Source organism: Paenibacillus contaminans, from assembly GCF_003285015.1.
In the GTDB taxonomy this organism is placed as follows: Bacteria; Bacillota; Bacilli; order Paenibacillales; family NBRC-103111; genus Paenibacillus_V; species Paenibacillus_V contaminans.
In genome coordinates, this window is the sequence record NZ_QMFB01000003.1 from 209,115 (window position 1) to 226,066 (window position 16,952).

Sequence of the window (16,952 nt, forward strand, 5' to 3'; positions counted from 1 at the left end):
CGTTTCACGAATACGAATCGATCGTTACCGAACCGATCTCCAAGCCGTATCGATGCCGATATACCCTTCGACCAAATGTTTACTTTCCGGAGGGCAAGACTCGATAAATCTTCGGGACGAATCGGGCAAAGGCCAGACAGGACCCGTTTCGTAGCTGCTTGGACGAAAGCTCATGCCGCAGCTTAGTCTAGGCTCGGTCCCTTGATGCACGTTTACCCCGTGATAAGTCCGTTCGGCAAAAATGACGAGGTCCCCCGGCTCCGTAATAACCGGCATCATGCCGGGCACATCCATGTCGATGTATGGCTTCGGCTCCGTGCCTTTGCGGTAAAATGACTTGCGCCCTTCCGTAAACTCGAAGCCTTCCGGCGCCTCCCAATCTTCCGTATGCGAGTCCGGTATTATCGCCAGCCCGCCGTTAAACGGATTGCTGCCCGTCAAATAAAACCATAAAGAGGTAGCGCCTGTGTTGTTGAGTACCGCATTGGCGCCGTAAGGATGCTCAAGACGATCCCAATCCGTATGCCAGGCATGCACCCCGGAATTCGCAGCGGCGCCGCCCGCTCCCGGCTTCTTGTATATGGCCGCGCTTCGATTCACCGTCAAAGCTTCTCCATAGTGGATAAAATTCGCAATCCGCATAAACGGTTCGTAAGCCAGCAGCTCGGCCATAACCGGGCTTTTCTCGATAAATGCGATATCCGTTACGGAAAGCACCGAATCATTCGCAAACTGGGGGCCCAAATAGTTGCGGACATCTTCTTTGAGCCGCTCTACATGCTCCCCGGTCAATAATTGTTTAACGATCGCAAATCCATGGCGTTCTTTGCAATCCCGAATGTCCTGAAGGCTTTCTTGGTCGAACTCGTAAATATAAGGCAGCGTTTTTGGCACCATATCGAAAATCTCCTCTTCCCTTTATATTTTTGTGCTACAATGATAGCGCTCATGCAGCTCGATAAGAACCGTGCGCACATACTGTTGGAGGTGTGCTATGCTCGAATTGCCGAATGAAACCAGATCGATGTGGTATCATAGACCGACCCATTTGGAAAAATTATGGGGCATCTGGCCCACCAGCACAGGGCTGACGATTGCCAAACCGGCATACCGGATGGCTTCGCCGGCCGTATTGGGATACGGGCTCGTTTACGTAGACGGCGGGGCCGTGCATTTTATCGATAGTAAGGGCAACGAACATCTTTTGCGCAAAAACACGATGTTCTGCCTCATTCCGAGCGTTATGCATCAATACTATTATGCGGAATCCGAACAGCCTCCCCGGATGTACTGGATCACGTTTAACGGCAAGCAGTCGCTGCAAATGCTCAACCGTATCGGCTTTTCGGAGGAAAATCCGTATATAACGGGATGGGATGAAGCTCGTCTGCAGCCGTATTGGGACTCCATGGAGAACGTTTTCGCATCCGAAGAAAATACCGATCGGCTGAGCTTCGTGCTGCTGCTCATCCGATGGTTTGACGAGCTTCTCCTCCAAGCGCGTCAGCGGGGATACGAGAATGCCCCGAGCACCTCCTTGCTGCAGAGCAGCATCGAATTTATGAATACCCATTTTACCGGCGGCATCCGCATCCAGGATGTAGCCCGGCATGCCGGAATGACCCGCTCCCACTACACCAGAATGTTTACCGAACGAATGGGCTACTCTCCGAAAACGTATTTGCAGCGTCTGCGAATGGAGAAAGCGATGCAATACCTGAAAGAAACGACATTTACGCTGACGGAAATCGCGCTTGCCATTTCGTATCCCGATGCGTATTCGTTCAGCCGGGCCTTCAGCCAATACTACGGCTTCCCTCCCTCCCGGACCCGGGAACTTTGAACGAGCGGCCTCGTCATCGATTACATTCATCTTAGCAGAGGCAGGATCGGGGCAAAATGGGATAATGTTTCGAAATTGGGATGGCATTTTGTGCGGTCGTAAAAATATTGCGAGGTGTTTAGCGATGATCATATGGGTGAACGGCGCCTTCGGCTCCGGCAAAACGCAAACCGCCTATGAATTGAACCGGCGCATCCCCCGCTCCTACGTATTCGATCCGGAGAATGCCGGCTATTACATAAGAAAAAACATTCCGAGAGAAGCGTCGACGGAGGACGATTTTCAACATTATCCGATGTGGCGCGAGATAAACTACGTGATGCTGACGCATATTTGCAGCAGCTACGAAGGAACCGTCATCGTGCCGATGACCGTCGTAAACCCGCAATATTTCGACGAGCTTGTCGGCCGTCTTCGGCGCGACGGGAGGACGGTCAATCATTTTGCCTTATGCGCGTCCATGGAGATGCTGCTCAAACGGCTGCGGAGCAGAGGGGAGGGAAGCGGCTCATGGGCCGCCCGGCAGATCGACCGCTGTTTGTCGGGCTTGTCCGACGACGTCTTCAGACGGCATCTCGATACCGAGAACATGTCGGTCGCGGACGTCGCAGAAACGATCGCCGGCCTGTCGAATATCGGGCTCGGTCCTCCAACTAAAGGAAAGCTGCTGCAAAAAATCGAGCGTATCAAAACGCAAATCAAACATATCCGCTTTTTTCAGTAAGCTCGCGAAGATCCCTCAAATCAACAAAACCCGCAGTATACGCGGGATCTAAGCGAACTCATTTCTTGTATCCGGCATCTGTTTCCCCCCGTCCGGAGAGCCGAAGCGTTAATTGACCGGTCAATATAATTTCATTATAGTATGGTTATGAAAAATTATCCTATTCTTAGCAAGCTAGTCATCATCGCGCTTTTTGCTATGCTGCTCTTCGGCCTTCGTCTTGCTTGGATCAGCTTGTTTCCGGTATCCGAAACCGCTTCTGCGGTTAATGGCGTATTGGATTTGCGAGACCTGGATTTTGAGAATTCTAATTTAGTAAATCTGGACGGCGAATGGGATTTCTACCCTTCCCGGTTCGTTACGTATAAAGATATCGCATCCGAATCCGGTCCTCCTCTTCATCTTCAAGTGCCCGGTGACTGGAGCCAAGCGTTTGGAGATGCCCGCTCTTCCTCTTATGGGACAGGGACGTATCGTCTGCGAATACTTGTTGATCCGCTCGAGAAACCGGTTACCCTATGGATCAAAAAAATTCAATCCGCTTCCGCTATCGAGATCAACGGAACTCTTATCGCATCCAACGGGAGTCCGTCGCCAAATTCTGAAGCTTACAAGCCTAAAACAACTTCATACACGGCAACTTATTTCTCAAAAGGGACAACGGAAATCGATGTATGGATTCGCGTATCGAACTTTGATAGTCCCTACATAGGCGGAATAGGAGATTTCGTTTTCCTTGGAACGCAGGATCATGTTAATCTTTCCGTCATCTTTGATTCGGGTATGCAAATCGTTACTGCCATTATCCTTCTGCTGCACGTGCTGTATGCCGTCATTCTTTATTCGCTGAATATCAAAGAGCGCAGCTTGGTTCTGGTAGGTCTGATGACCTTATCCGTAACGATTATCATTTTGTTCCGTAACGACAACTTTTTGCTCTCGGTGCTTCCGATCAATTATACCTGGGCGCTGAAGACCAGACTGATCGCTTTCTTTTGGCAAAACCTTCTTATTCTTCTTGTCTTCCGAAACTTCACCTCCGGCACCGGGACCAACAAGTGGCTGCGGCTGTTCATCGGATGCCTTTGTCTGTATACAGGGTATCTATTGATCGTACCCGCTTCATGGGCGAGCGTATCTTTACACTCGGGGATCGGCCAATTGTTTCAGTATGTTCCCTTCGTCTGGTTGATCTTTAGCTTGTGGCAATTGCTCTTGAAAAAGAAAGAAGATCAAGACGTATTATTTCTCTTATTATCGGGGACGGCGATTATTTCGAATTTGTTGTGGAATTTATGGGATAACGGCCGGCATGCGGAGTTTGTGTATTACCCCGTAAATATTATCATTTCCATTCTGGGCTTCTCGGCTTACTGGTTCAAGAAGTATTTCCGGAATGCCAACGAGAATAGGAAGCTGAACGAGCAGCTGAAAAAAGCGGATAAGCTCAAGGATCGGTTTCTTGCGAATACCTCTCATGAGCTGCGGACGCCGCTTCACGGGATTATGAACATCGCACAAAATCTAGCGATCAAAGAAGAAGGCAAGCTCCATGAGAGCAGCCGCAAAAATCTGGAGTTATTGATCACGATCTCCCGGCGAATGTCCCACCTGCTCGGAGATTTGCTGGATGTCATTCGTCTGCAAGAACATCGCATCATTTTGCAGCGGGAACCCGTAGCCATTCCATCTATTGTTCCCGGGGTCATCGGGATGCTTACCTATTTAATCAAGGGCAAGCCGGTTCAGTTAAAAATGAATATACCCGATTCGATGCCTTTAGTCATGGCCGATGAGAAAAGACTGGTGCAGATTCTGAATAATCTCGTGCATAACGCGCTGAAATTCACCGAAGAAGGGTCTGTTACCGTTTCAGCCGATGTGAAGAACGGCTTTGCCATGATCCATGTGACGGATACCGGGATCGGTATTGACGAAGAAACCATGGAACGAGTGTTTCTCCCTTATGAGCAAGGGGCTCAAGGAGTTAGGGACGGCCGCGGAATCGGACTCGGTTTGAGCATTTGCCGCCAGTTGGTCGAACTGCATGGAGGAAGCCTGTCCATCCGCTCCGAAGCTGGCAAGGGCTCTGTCTTCAGCTTCTCTCTGCCGATCGCGGATTCCTATAGCCAAAACTTGAATGTGCAGCAGCTTTCGCCCCCAAGCCCGATAGCGAACGAGAGCATGGAGCATCTGGGGGATTGGCGTTTTTCCGACCCTCCCGCCATACGTCATCCTATGCCCGATCACACGCCTCCGCTGCTTACGGATTCCAAGGTTCATCTGTTGGCGGTAGACGATGATCCGGTAAATCTGAACGTGCTCATTGGCATTCTGGCTAATGAACCCTATACCGTTACCGCGGTTACCTCAGGTCAAGAAGCTCTGGAATGGCTGGATAAACGGCAGTGGGGCCTGCTCATTGTCGATGTCATGATGCCGCACATGTCGGGCTACGAACTCACGGAGAAAGTGCGCGAGCAATTTTCCATCTCCGAGCTTCCCGTTCTTTTGTTGACCGCGCGCAGTCAGCCGGAAGATATTTATACCGGATTCGCATCCGGCGCGAACGATTACGTCACCAAACCGGTAGACGCGGTGGAGCTTAAATATCGCATTCGAGCCCTGACGGCGATGAAGCAATCCTATAGCGAACGTCTGCGTATAGAAGCGGCTTATTTGCAGGCGCAGATCAGCCCGCATTTTCTCTTTAATACGCTGAATTCCATTGTGGCGCTGAGCGAAGTGAACGTTGAGAAGATGCAGCAGCTTGTCGATGCGTTTAATACCTTCTTGCAAACCAGCTTCGTCTTTCAAAATACGGATCAGCTGGTTGACCTCTCGCACGAACTGGAGCTTGTAGAAGCCTATTTGCATATTGAGCGGGTACGCTTCGAAGAGCGGTTATCCGTTGTCTGGAATGTGGAACGGGATATTCAAACGATCCGTATTCCGCCCCTCTCCATTCAGCCGATAGTTGAGAATGCGGTCAAGCATGGATTGCTTAAGCTTGAGGGAGGGGGCACCGTTCATATAAGGATCTCCCGTATGAACAAAGCCGTTCGGATTGAAGTGGAGGACGACGGGCTGGGAATGGATCAGACTACCGTTTCCGGATTGCTGGATCCGGCGATAAGAAGAAAAAACGGAGTAGGACTGGCTAACACCCACCGCAGGTTGATGCAATTATTCGGCCAAGGTCTTTCTATTTTCAGCCGGCCCGACGGGGGCACGAAGGTAACATTCGTCGTTCCGGATGAAAGGTAACAAGGATAAACGGCTACCGGCGTCTTTGACGCTGGCGTTTACCGAGATTTAGAGCCACTTCCACGATATACTTTCTGATAAATCAAGGATAAACGGCTTCGCCGTCCTAAACGCTTTCGAAGAAAGCGACTTCGTAAGCATACGCTTAAGGACAGGCGCGTTTACCGATGAAATATTAGGCTTAAGTAATTGTGAAACATATAAATTTGATATTTTGAAAAAAGCAGGCCCTTTCGCTTCCCAGCGGGAAGACGGAAGGGCCATGTTTATGTTCCGGTCCAGCTCCAAAGCTCCGCATCGGGAGCTGGCGATATGAGGAACTTGCCATACAACTGACCGACATGACTGACGGATATGTCCGCACCAAAAGCTATCCTTATCGTAAAGGTCGTTCGTCCCGGACTTTGAACGATCCGGCATTTCGGGGATGGAACCTTCATTAGACAACGTTAGGCGAAATCCGCCATCATCCCCTGCCTTCCGTAGACATCCGGGCCACCAGAGTGACCGGTATATGCCGCTCCTTGACGCCGGCAGGCGGCCTAAACGTTTCCAGCCCCGCTTCCTCCAGCTTCCGTTCTTCGCCTAAATGCGTAAGCAGCCACTCGATCATTAGCTTAGCTTGGCTCTTGTGGGGGATCGCGAAGGTACTCATGCTCGGGTAGCAATCCCTTGCATACCCTTCATCGTTGATTCCGATCACTTTAAACTGCTCGGGAACGGCAAACCCTTTCTCGACCAGCTTCATCATGATGCGGAATGCGGTGGAATCGTCAAACCCGACAATGCCTACCGGCCCGGCCGAATCGTTCCTCGCGAAGCCGGCGATTTCCTCGATCGCCTCTTCCAAACTGCTTTGCGACATTTCGACGACATGAACGTTGACGGAATCGGGAAGCGATTTTGCCGCATCCAAAAACCCGCTGCGACGCTGCCGATCGGTCGCCTCCGCCCCGGCAGCCCCAAGATATACGAATGTACGGCAGCCTTTCTCCTGCAAGTAACGAACGGCTTGACCGCATGCGGCGTAAAAATCCAAATTGACGATGCCTAGTGCGGCATCCGTCGGCCATTCCCACGCATTAAACAGCATAATCGGCGTTTCGCTGCCGACAAGACGGCGAATGGAATCGTGGCTCATCGTCAAGCCGTGGCAAAACAGGCCGTCCACCCGGCGCTCCAGCAGCGCCTCGATATGCCGTTTCTCCTTCGCGGCATTCGAGCGGGAGGAGAATACGGAGAGGTGATACCCGCAGCGATGCGCGAGATTTTCCATCTCTTCGGCCAATTTCCCGAAGTAGCTGTCGAAGCCCGGAATCAGCATGCCGAGTTCGTTCGTCCGCTGCTTGCTAAGGCTTGCCGCCATCCGGTTTTTGCGGTAGCCCAGCCGCCCGGCGGCCTCCTCGACTTTGCGGATAACTTCGTCCGAAAGCGGCACGTCCCGTCGATTGAGCACGTTGGAGACGGTGGCGATGGAGACGCCCGCCTCCTCGGCCACGTCAACTACAGTCACCGTGCGAGCCTGGCTGCGGCCGGACCGCTTTGACGCGGCTGCGGTTCCTCCTTCCGCGGATTTGCTCCTGCTCTTCCTTTTGGCAGACGATTCGCCGTTTATTGTTACGCCGTTCGGTCCTGCTTGTTCGTCCTTGCTATCCTTCACTCGTACCAGTACCCCTTATGTCCTTTTTCCAAGCGCATCAGCGCTTCCAGGTAGTAGTAATCTCCCCAAATGGTAAAACCGTCCGGAGCAACATTGCCTCTTACATAATAGGAGCCGTGCTTGATAAAGCCTTGCGCGTCCTTCTCGCCGATCGTCGAATAGTTTTTCACGAGGGAAGCCATGCTCCGGTTAACGGCGTCCTGAAGGTAAGCGTAATCCGGATCGTTTGCGTCCAGATGCGAAATGATTTCCAGCATGCCGCAAGCGGCGATTGCCGATGCCGAGCTGTCGCGGTACGTGTCCGGCGTTACCGGCACATCGAAGTCCCAGTATGCCACCTCGTCTTCCGGCAAATGCTCGACGAAATAACGAGCCAGCCGCCGCGCCGTTTCCAAAAATTCCTTCTCTCCGGTATATCGGTAAGAAAGGGCGAATCCATAAATGCCCCATGCTTGGCCGCGTGTCCACGTAGAGCCGTTCGAATAGCCCTGATGCGTGCTTCCTCCGATCGGCTCGCCCGTTTCAGGCACAAAATGGAACGTGTGGTATGACGAAGCGTCGCCGCGAACCAGATAACGCTGGCTTTTCTTCGCATGCAGGAGCGCGATGTCCCGGTAACGCGCTTCGCCCGTTTGCTGGTATGCCCAATACAGGAGCGGCAAATTCAACAAGCAGTCGATGATGATGCGGCCGCCGTTTGTCGGATGGCCCTTCGGCCCCCATGCTTGAATGTACTCCCCTTCCGGACGCCAGCGGTTCAAAAGAACGTCGGCCGCTTGCAGCGTAAGCCGCTTCGCGTTCTCGTCCTTCTCGATCATCCACTTCGCCTTCGACGAAAGAGAGTAAAGAAAGCCGATGTCATGATGATCGAGATGACTCATGGCTTCGATGCGTTCTTTGAAGCTGTCGACCGTACGGGCTGCCGCCTCGGCAAAAGCCCGGTCTCCGCTGTATTCATAGCTCAGCCAAAGTATACCGCTCCAAAAGCCGTCCGTCCAATCCGTATTCGTATTAAGCTCGTAAATACCGTCGGATTCGCTTACATGGGGAAATTGTCCGTCAAACCTTGCAATATTCGCTTTCGTTGCGGTTATGGCATCCTCAATCGCTTGTTTCCACATCGATAAACACACTCCTTTATCATTTAAACGTTTAAATACAATGAAAATGTACACTTTAAACGTTTAAACTGTCAACGATAAATTTTTAAGCATGCGCTCGAAACCGCGAATAACCGGCCTCCGCTAAATTCATGTTTAATTTTTATAATAATTATTGTATATTTATTCAAATAATCAAGGAGGTTTATCCATGCATTTCTTAAGCTTAGCCCGTTTATCCGAATATCAAATCGAACGAATTTTCGTTTTGGCCGACAAGCTGATTATTCATGACTATGTAAGGGCCTTGAGCGGCAAAACCTTTCTTCTCTTCTTCCCAGAGTCGAGTCTCCGCACACGAATCACGTTCGAGAAAGGGATCAAACAGTTGGGCGGCGACTGCATCGTTTTTCCGCCCGAGGCGCTCGACAAAAAAGAGAATGCCCGCGACATGATCGGTTATATCGAAAACTGGGCGGACGGGCTTATTGTCAGGCATCCGGACTTTTCCAAAATCGAGGAGCTCGCCGCTTACGCTTCCATTCCGGTCATCAATGCGATGACGTCCTCCGATCATCCGTGCGAGATTTTATCCGATCTGTATGCTATCCGTAAAATAAGAACGAATTACCGCGAATTGACGTACACGTTCGTCGGCCCTGCCGGCAATATCGCCCGGTCATGGATCGAGGCCGCAAAGGTGCTGGATCTGCAATTCCGTCACGTATGTACGAACGGGTCCGCGATCGGCGGCAATAACCGCAACTATACGTTCCTAGTAGAGCTGGAAGAGGCGCTGCAAAACAGCGATATCGTCCTGACGGACAGTTTGCCCCCCGATAAACGGAGCGCGGATTATTTGGACCGGTACCAAATCACGCTCAAACGAATGAAGATGGCGAACCGCCACGCCCTGCTGAATCCGTGTCCGCCCTTTACCCGCAATGAAGAGGTAAGCGACGATGCGGTCGATTCCGATTATTTTGCCGGCTATGCGTTTAAAAAGGATCTGCTCGCCGTTCAACAAGCGATTATTTTGTATTGCTGTGGAATTGTTTGCCTGTAGGCAGGATTAGAGCTCGAACATTTGGGGGAATGGAACCAGGTTAGAGGAGGCTTGCTGCGTATCCTAGCTGCACACAAATACGGCTAAAGCGCCGCGCGTAGAGAGTTACGCGCGGCGCTTTAGCCGCTTTTTTTGCCTATTATCCGATGAGCCCGAACTCTTTGCCGACCTTCGCCAGCTTCTCGATCGCAAAATCGAGGTCGTCGCGGGTGTGCGTAGCCGTAATGATCAATCGTACGCGGCCTTTGTCCATCGCCACGGTCGGATAAACGATCCCTTGCGCGAAAATGCCTTCCTCCAGCAGCCGGTCCGATACCTTCATCGTTTGCGCCGGATCGCCGATAATGATCGGCACGATCGGCGTTTCGCTCGCGCCGGTATCGAAGCCGAGCTTTTGCAAGGTACCGCGGAAATAGTTCGCGTTGCCCCACAGCGTCTCCATCAGCCCGCCGCCATGCTTCTTAAGCACGCGCACCGCAGCCAGACATGTAGCCGCGACCGAAGGCGGCTGCGACGTGCTGAACAGAAACGGCCGCGCCTTATGAATCAGGAAGTCTTTGAGCACTTGCGGGCCCGCCATGTAGCCGCCGACGGCGCCGATCGCCTTCGAGAGCGTGCCCACTTGAATGTGGACGCGTCCGTGCAAGCCGAAATGATCCGTCGAGCCCTTGCCGTTCGTACCTAACACGCCGCTCGCATGCGCATCGTCGACGTAAACGATCGCGTCGTATTTTTCCGCAAGCTCGACGATCGCCGGAAGCGGCGCGATATCGCCGTCCATGCTGAACACCCCGTCCGTCACGACGACGCGCGAACGGAAGCCGCCGCTTTCCTTCAGCCGCTGCTCAAGCTGATCCATATCTTTATGGGCGAAAATTTTGCGGTTCGCCTTCGTCAGCCGGATACCGTCGATAATGCTCGCATGATTCAGCTCGTCGCTGATGATGACGTCGTCAGGACCAAGCATCGATCCGAGTATGCCTTGATTCGTCGTAAAACCCGACTGGAACACGAGCGTAGCTTCGGTTCCCTTAAATGCCGCCAGCTCCTGCTCCAACTGATCGTGAATCGCAAGCGTTCCGGTGATCGTGCGGACCGAGCCGCTGCCGACGCCGTACGTTTCGATCGCTTCGATCGCGGCCTTCTGGAGCTCCGGGTGGCTCGTCAAGCCGAGGTAGTTATTGGACGACATTTGCAGCACCTTGCGCCCGTTCAGCTCCATCCACGAGCCGGAGCCGCTTTGCCAAACCGTGAGCGGCCGGTATCTTCCGTCCTTTTTCAATTGTTCAAGCTCCGCTGCCAAATGGTTGAAATTCGCCATCGAATACGCCTCCAAACGATCTTTAGTCACCTATGCAAACTTCTACTCATGAACGAAAACGATTTTGCCGCATTTGCCCGAAGTCATCAGCTCGAACGCCTCTTCGAACTGCTCCAGCTTCAATCGGTGCGTAATGATCGGGCTCAAATCGATTCTCCCGCGTTCCAGCAGCCCTTTCATCTGGTACCAGGTATCGTACATTTTACGTCCGGTAATGCCTTCGATCCGCAGTCCTTTGAAAATAATGTGACGCGACAGATCCAGCGATACTTCCTTCGTCGGAATGCCGAGCAGCGAGACGCGTCCTGCATTCGCAGCCGCTTCGAAGCCGTCCCTGATCGCCGCGGGGTGGCCCGACATTTCCAGCACGACCTCAACGCCTTCGCCTCCGGTTTGCTCTCGAAGCGCTTCCGCCAACGGCGTTTCCGCGCTGTTGATTAGAACGTCGGCGCCCATCGTTTTGGCCATTTCAAGCCGATAAGGATTAATATCCACGGCAAAAATCGTACCGGCGCCGCACGCCTTTGCCACTTGAATCGCCATAAGTCCGATCGGTCCGACGCCGATGACGGCGACCGACTTGCCGACGATGTCTCCGGAAAGCACCGTTTGCACCGCATTGCCGAGCGGATCCTGCAAGCAGGCGATTTCGAAAGGCATCTCTTTGCTGTTATGGATGATGTTGCTCGCTTTCACGACCGCGTACTCGGCAAAGCAGCCCGGGGCCGTAATGCCGAAGCTCTTCGTATTCGGGCATACGTGCGCGTTGCCGGTCCGGCAGGCGCGGCAAACGCCGCAAACGATATGACCTTCGCCGGAAATATGGTCGCCTACCTTGACGTTTTTCACATTTTCTCCGACGGCTTCGACGACTCCCGCAAATTCATGCCCGAATACGTTCGGCGTAACGACCGTACTTTCCGCCCATGCGTCCCATTTGTATATATGGACGTCCGTTCCGCACAAAGAAGTCGCCTTCACGCGCACAAACACCTCATCAGGCCCGAACGAAGGCACCGGCACTTCCTTATAAACGGCGCCTGGGCCGCGCGTCTCTTTCACTAATCCCCACATCATGTTTTTCATCTTGAAGCCTCCCTTAGGCATGAACCGATCCGGACGTACGTTTTCCGCTTATGTACAATTGCATGCGCCTCATATGAAAGGATGCTGCAATCGGAGCCAATTTATGAAAACGTTGCCGAATGTTGATTTTCCTCTATGGTGTCGTTGTACAATATATTATACTTTTGTGCGTTATAATATACAATAGGGATTTTTCACGATGAATCAGCATGACGCTCTTCTCCTTCATCATATGCACGCCCAAGCCTTTCGTCAACTATATTGCACAAACGTATAACATAACAAACGGATGTCGGGTTGATGTCGAACGGCGACTCATATAATATAGTAAACAGAAATCAACAAACCGGAGGCACTCATGGAATTGACGGAACCCATTCATAAGAAAATCGGCAAAAACTTGCAGGCGATCCGAAAAACGCGCGCCTTATCGCTCGATCAGGTAGCGGAATTGACCGGGGTCAGCAAAGCGATGCTCGGACAAATCGAACGAGGCGACTCGAACCCGACGATCTCGGTGCTGTGGAAAATCGTTAACGGGCTGCGCATTTCGTTCACCTCGCTGATCGAGAACGATACCGCCAAGGTGTTGATCGTCCGCCGCGACGACCTGACTCCCCTGCTGGAAGAAGAAGGCGCGTACCGCGTATTCCCTTTTTTCCCGTACAATCAGCAAAAACATTTTGAAATATACACCGTTGAGATGGATGCCGGCTGCAGTCATACGTCGGAAGCGCACAATGAAGGCGTAGAGGAGTACATACTCGTCATCGAAGGCGAGCTGGACGTGAAGTTCGAGCAGGAGTCCCATCGCGTCAAAGCGGGCAGCGGCATCCACTTCACGGCCGATCTGCCGCATATGTATATCAACTCGGCGGAGACGGTGACTAAATATTATACGTTGATTTATTACCCGGATTGACGTTTCGCCCATACGGCGAGGGGGACTGCGAGGTGCGAACATACGGAGCCGCCCCTGAAACAAACTACAAATCCCCTTCTGTTTCCAAGCGCTCGCCTCACTCGTAGCGAGGATGCGCTGTAAACCGATTTTGCCCAATTGTAACCGAGTTCTGCTTCCTTTACTCACCCATAGTCCGAAATTGCCCGCTTGCAGAGGCTGATGGGCACGGCACACCGGTGAAACCATTCCCTAAGCCGGCTAATTCGGACTAGAGCGTAAAGGCAGCCTCTTTTCCTGGCTCCACTTGGGTAATTTCGGACTACAGAGTAAAGGGAACCTCGTTTCCTGGCTTCACGCATGCGATGCACGGTTGTTTATTGCGAAATGCCCCGCAAACAAACAGGACCTGGCGATTAATCTTTCGCCAAGTCCTGTTTATTTGCGTTTGTCGTAATGTATATAGTGAAAGCGGCTTTAATCGGGCAGCCTCGCTCATTCGTTCCCGCCGGCCGTTCCCTTCCGGCTATCCCGGTATTCCGACGGCAGCTCCCCGGTATGCTTCTGGAAAACCTTCGTGAAATAGCGGCGTTCCGCAAAGCCGACGGCTAAAGCGATTTGCGCGACGTTTTTGTCCGAGTGCAGCAAGAGCGATTTCGCGCGCTCCATACGCAGCTTGGTCAGATGCTCGAGGAAGGTTTCGCCGTGCTTTTGCTTAAACAACAGGCTGAAGTAGCTCGGGCTGATACCGAGTGCGTCGGCGATGTCCTGGGTGCCGAAGTCGTCGCCTAGACGGCGCAGCATGTAATCCTCGGCAGCGACCATCAGCGTTTCGCTCGTTTTCCTTCCGGCTGCGGCGTCAAGAGCGAGACGGACGATTTCGCCGATGACGTCAAACATATCCGGAATGCTCCGTACCAGCTCCAGCTTGCGCCAAATCCGCTCTTCGGCTTCGCCGGCGATCGACCGGATTTCCCGCATTTCCCGCATCAGATGAAGGGCTACGAAGTGGAGGATCGGCCTCACCCGCTCGAATGACTCCTCCGGCACGGATTGAATGATACGGTCCAGCCGAAGCAGAGCCTTGTCCGTTTTTGCCCCGTCGCTCTGCTTCAAACCCATAACGAGGTCCTCCGTCAAAAGCCAAATCGATTCGCCGGGATCGGTATCGTGCTCCGTTTCCCGGCAAACAAGCAGCGCCTTCGGCTGCGTTTTGCGGAGCTGCATCGATCGCTGCAGCTTCTTGTAAACTTGTGCCAGCTCGCCGAGCTGCACATGACCGGGATACACGGCGACGCTGACCGGCAGCTTGACGCTGACCGCAACCTCCTGCTGCAGCCGCTCGCCCCAGCGCAAACATTCCTCCGTTGTCGGCGGTGGAGCATCCTTCCCGCGTTCCACGAGCGCACACCATTCGCCTTCTCGCAGCTGCAGCACAATGTACCGGATCGGCCAAGCGGAAAGCGCCTCCTGCAGCACATTCCGCACCGCAAAACTCCACAGCTTCCGCTCTTTGTCGTCCCACCCCAGCGACAGCTGGGCATACCCGTCCAGATCGACAAGCAGAACGGAATAACGGAATTGCTCCAAATCGGCCTCTTCTTCGGCCAATGCGTAAATCGGTTGAACGGACGCATAATTTTGCAAGACGTCATGCAAAATTTTCTCGTAAGCCAGATTCGCCACGCTTGTCCACCGTTTATCCCGCACCTGTTTGCTGCGCTTCTTGGCGCGGATGCGCTCGCCGAGCTTCCCGATCGTTTCGGCAAGCTCCTCATAATCGATCGGCTTGACAATGTAATCGCTCACGCCGAGCTTTAGCAGCGATCGGGCATACTCGAATTCCTGGTAGCCTGTAATCATCAGTACCTCGGAGTGCCCGTCGAACGAGCGGAGCTCCTCGATGAAGGCGATACCGTCCATTCCCGGCATACGGATATCGCTCAAAATAAGATCGGGTTCATGCTCGCGCACGAGCTCCAGCGCCTGCATGCCGTTCCGCGCCAAGCCGACGACTTCAAATTGCAGCGCCTCCCAAGGAATGACCGTTTTCAAATTGCGCAATATGTTCGGTTCGTCATCCGCCAGAAGCGCTTTGAGAAGCATTCGTTCCACCTCCGATTTTGGGTAAAACGCATTTGACGATCGTGCCTTTTCCCTCTTCGCTGCATAGGAACAGTCCGTAGCGAACGCCGTACCGGATTCGGATCCGGTCCGCTACGTTGCTTAAGCCGAGTCCGCTCCGTTCGCCGCCGCCCTTTTCACCGCCGTCAAGTAAAGGCTGCGCCATGTCCGGTTCGCCGGATCGTTCGTTCGCCCCGCTTTCAAGCGGCACCTCGCGGTCCGCGTGATAACGGAACCCGGCCAAGCGGCTTGGCGGAATGCCGAGTCCGTTATCCTCTACGATCAAAGCGAAACGGTCCTCATCATCCTCGGCGTAAATCCGGATATGCCCCCTATATTCGATACCTTCAAAACCGTGCTGAATGCTGTTTTCCACGAGCGGCTGCAGCGTCAGCTTCAAAACGGGGCAATCCATAAGCGACTGCGGGATATCGATTTCATAATCAAAGCTGTCTTCGAACCGGAACATTTGAATGTCCAAATAGCTTTTCAAATGCTCAAGCTCCTGCTTCAGCATAATTTCCTCTTTAGGGTGCATGCTGATGCGCAGCAAATTGCCCAGCCGGCGCACCATTTGACTCACTTGCTTCCCTTCGTTCTGAACGGCCATCACATTGATCGATTCAAGCGTATTAAACAAAAAATGCGGCTTGATCTGCGCCTGCATCAGCATAAGCTCGGCCCGGTTTTTACGGTTTTGCTGCACCTTCACTTCCTCGAGCAGTCCTCCGATCCGCTCCGTCATGCTGTTGAAACCATGGGCCAGCACCGTCGTTTCGTCATCCCCGCGATGCTCGACCCGAGCCGTCAAATCGCCTCTTTCGACCCGCCGCATCGAGCTGACGATCCGTAAAATGAACTGGATAATATTCCGCACGAACACTAGGTTGAAGATCAAAGCGCTGCCGATACAAAGCAGCGTAATGAACGCCACCCAGCGCATGATGGCCGTAAGCTCCCCCGAAACCGCCTCCCACGGCGTAAAAAACACGAGCTTCCAATCGCGAATGCCGAGCTCCTCCATGTCCAGCCGCGCATGCGAAACGATCGTTTCCGTCCCGTCCACCTCCGATTTCGTACTGTCAATCGTTCGCGATAAGGCGAGCTGACCGGATACGATCGACAGCAAATCGCTTCCTTCCATCGAACGGCGGCTGTCGAACAATATCGTGCCGTTATCCTTGACGATCAAATACCGGTGGATCGAATCGTCCAGCGCGAAATAAGAGTCGAATATGCGCTCCAGCTCGCTAAACCGGTATCGGGCGACCATCAAGCCGATCGTATCGAACGTATAATAGTCTTTGACGACGCGCAGCTGAAAAAAATCGCGGCCTTCCCCCGCAAGCTCCTTCGCTTCCGCCGGCCCTATCCATTTAGGCACGCCGTTCCGTTTCCAAACGTCTGCGTACAAATCGCTTCCGTTCAGCTTTTCGTACGGGATCATTTGCGTGACGCCGCGCCCGGCATGTACGGAATAGCCGTTCGTTCCGTACAGCGTAACGGACTGAATCGGCGCATACGTCAGCAGCGTCCTGCGCAATTCGCTTTCATATTCGACAAGGTGAACGGCCGAGCCGTCACTGCCGCCATCGCCGCTGTTCAAGCCGTGCAGAATGCTCTGAATTTCCGATTTGACCATCCAAAAATCCGAGAAGTAATTGGCTTCCTTAAACACATACGTTACATTGCGGCCGATCGCCTTCAGCGTCAGCTCCGTCTGCTCGCCGTACTTCTTCTCGATCAGCTGCTGGGAGGAATAATAGCTGACCAAGCCGAGCACGAAAAGCGGCGCAATAATGAAGGCCATAAAGGCAACGAACATTTTTTTGTTCAAGCTCACGCGGACCCGCTCCCCGT

Annotated in this window: 12 protein-coding genes; 5 read left to right on the top strand and 7 right to left on the bottom strand. The window is 53.0% G+C overall.

What is annotated here, in order from left to right; genetic code table 11:
* Window positions 1–24: 24 nt before the first annotated feature.
* On the bottom strand, window positions 25–897 hold the full coding sequence (locus tag DQG23_RS07485; RefSeq protein ID WP_113030199.1) for a phytanoyl-CoA dioxygenase family protein: 873 nt from the start codon (window positions 895–897) through the stop codon (window positions 25–27).
* Between the two features lie 97 nt (window positions 898–994).
* On the opposite strand from DQG23_RS07485, the gene DQG23_RS07490 reads away from it, so the two are divergent.
* The 3 genes from DQG23_RS07490 to DQG23_RS07500 all read left to right on the top strand — a co-directional run bounded on the left by DQG23_RS07490 (window position 995) and on the right by DQG23_RS07500 (window position 5,834).
* Window positions 995–1,843 carry an AraC family transcriptional regulator gene (locus DQG23_RS07490; protein WP_113030200.1) on the top strand — a complete coding sequence of 283 codons (849 nt, stop codon included), beginning with the start codon at window positions 995–997 and terminating at the stop codon, window positions 1,841–1,843.
* 124 nt (window positions 1,844–1,967) lie between these two features.
* Window positions 1,968–2,567 (top strand): AAA family ATPase, encoded by a 600-nt coding sequence (locus tag DQG23_RS07495; RefSeq protein WP_113030201.1) that lies wholly within the window; start codon window positions 1,968–1,970, stop codon window positions 2,565–2,567.
* A gap of 147 nt (window positions 2,568–2,714) precedes the next feature.
* The gene (locus DQG23_RS07500; RefSeq protein ID WP_238177790.1) at window positions 2,715–5,834 is read left to right on the top strand and encodes an ATP-binding protein; all 3,120 of its coding nucleotides are present in this window, start codon (window positions 2,715–2,717) and stop codon (window positions 5,832–5,834) included.
* Window positions 5,835–6,300: 466 nt separating this feature from the next.
* On the opposite strand, the gene DQG23_RS07510 is transcribed toward DQG23_RS07500, so the two are convergent.
* A complete protein-coding gene (locus DQG23_RS07510; RefSeq protein ID WP_113030204.1) occupies window positions 6,301–7,494 on the bottom strand; it encodes a LacI family DNA-binding transcriptional regulator in 1,194 nt (397 codons plus the stop codon).
* Complete coding sequence (locus tag DQG23_RS07515) at window positions 7,491–8,615, bottom strand: glycoside hydrolase family 88 protein (RefSeq protein WP_113030205.1); 1,125 nt, start codon at window positions 8,613–8,615, stop codon at window positions 7,491–7,493. Before DQG23_RS07515 ends, DQG23_RS07510 begins: the two co-directional genes overlap by 4 nt.
* A 190-nt stretch (window positions 8,616–8,805) precedes the next feature.
* Between DQG23_RS07515 and DQG23_RS07520 the strand changes: the two genes are divergently transcribed.
* A complete protein-coding gene (locus DQG23_RS07520) occupies window positions 8,806–9,660 on the top strand; it encodes an ornithine carbamoyltransferase (RefSeq protein WP_113030206.1) in 855 nt (284 codons plus the stop codon).
* A gap of 139 nt (window positions 9,661–9,799) precedes the next feature.
* Here the strand turns inward: DQG23_RS07520 and DQG23_RS07525 are convergent, their stop codons facing one another.
* Window positions 9,800–10,981, bottom strand: coding sequence for a glycine C-acetyltransferase (locus DQG23_RS07525; RefSeq protein WP_113030207.1), 1,182 nt, complete (start codon window positions 10,979–10,981; stop codon window positions 9,800–9,802).
* Between the two features lie 42 nt (window positions 10,982–11,023).
* The gene (tdh, locus tag DQG23_RS07530) at window positions 11,024–12,067 is read right to left on the bottom strand and encodes an L-threonine 3-dehydrogenase (RefSeq protein WP_113030208.1); all 1,044 of its coding nucleotides are present in this window, start codon (window positions 12,065–12,067) and stop codon (window positions 11,024–11,026) included.
* Between the two features lie 358 nt (window positions 12,068–12,425).
* Here tdh and DQG23_RS07535 point away from each other — a divergent pair, with 358 nt between their 5' ends.
* A complete protein-coding gene (locus DQG23_RS07535) occupies window positions 12,426–12,989 on the top strand; it encodes a helix-turn-helix domain-containing protein (protein ID WP_113030209.1) in 564 nt (187 codons plus the stop codon).
* Window positions 12,990–13,463: 474 nt separating this feature from the next.
* On the opposite strand, the gene DQG23_RS07540 is transcribed toward DQG23_RS07535, so the two are convergent.
* Window positions 13,464–15,074: a response regulator gene (locus DQG23_RS07540; protein ID WP_113030210.1), complete on the bottom strand. Its 1,611-nt coding sequence runs from the start codon at window positions 15,072–15,074 to the stop codon at window positions 13,464–13,466.
* Window positions 15,046–16,935 carry a cache domain-containing sensor histidine kinase gene (locus tag DQG23_RS07545; RefSeq protein WP_113030211.1) on the bottom strand — a complete coding sequence of 630 codons (1,890 nt, stop codon included), beginning with the start codon at window positions 16,933–16,935 and terminating at the stop codon, window positions 15,046–15,048. Before DQG23_RS07545 ends, DQG23_RS07540 begins: the two co-directional genes overlap by 29 nt.
* Window positions 16,936–16,952: the final 17 nt, after the last annotated feature.

Coding starts and splice junctions, on each gene's coding strand:
- DQG23_RS07485 (WP_113030199.1), bottom strand. CDS start 897: ATGGTGCCAAAAACGCTGCCTTATATTTACGAGTTCGACCAAGAAAGC.
- DQG23_RS07490 (WP_113030200.1), top strand. CDS start 995: ATGCTCGAATTGCCGAATGAAACCAGATCGATGTGGTATCATAGACCG.
- DQG23_RS07495 (WP_113030201.1), top strand. CDS start 1,968: ATGATCATATGGGTGAACGGCGCCTTCGGCTCCGGCAAAACGCAAACC.
- DQG23_RS07500 (WP_238177790.1), top strand. CDS start 2,715: ATGAAAAATTATCCTATTCTTAGCAAGCTAGTCATCATCGCGCTTTTT.
- DQG23_RS07515 (WP_113030205.1), bottom strand. CDS start 8,615: ATGTGGAAACAAGCGATTGAGGATGCCATAACCGCAACGAAAGCGAAT.
- DQG23_RS07520 (WP_113030206.1), top strand. CDS start 8,806: ATGCATTTCTTAAGCTTAGCCCGTTTATCCGAATATCAAATCGAACGA.
- DQG23_RS07525 (WP_113030207.1), bottom strand. CDS start 10,981: ATGGCGAATTTCAACCATTTGGCAGCGGAGCTTGAACAATTGAAAAAG.
- tdh (WP_113030208.1), bottom strand. CDS start 12,067: ATGAAAAACATGATGTGGGGATTAGTGAAAGAGACGCGCGGCCCAGGC.
- DQG23_RS07535 (WP_113030209.1), top strand. CDS start 12,426: ATGGAATTGACGGAACCCATTCATAAGAAAATCGGCAAAAACTTGCAG.
- DQG23_RS07540 (WP_113030210.1), bottom strand. CDS start 15,074: ATGCTTCTCAAAGCGCTTCTGGCGGATGACGAACCGAACATATTGCGC.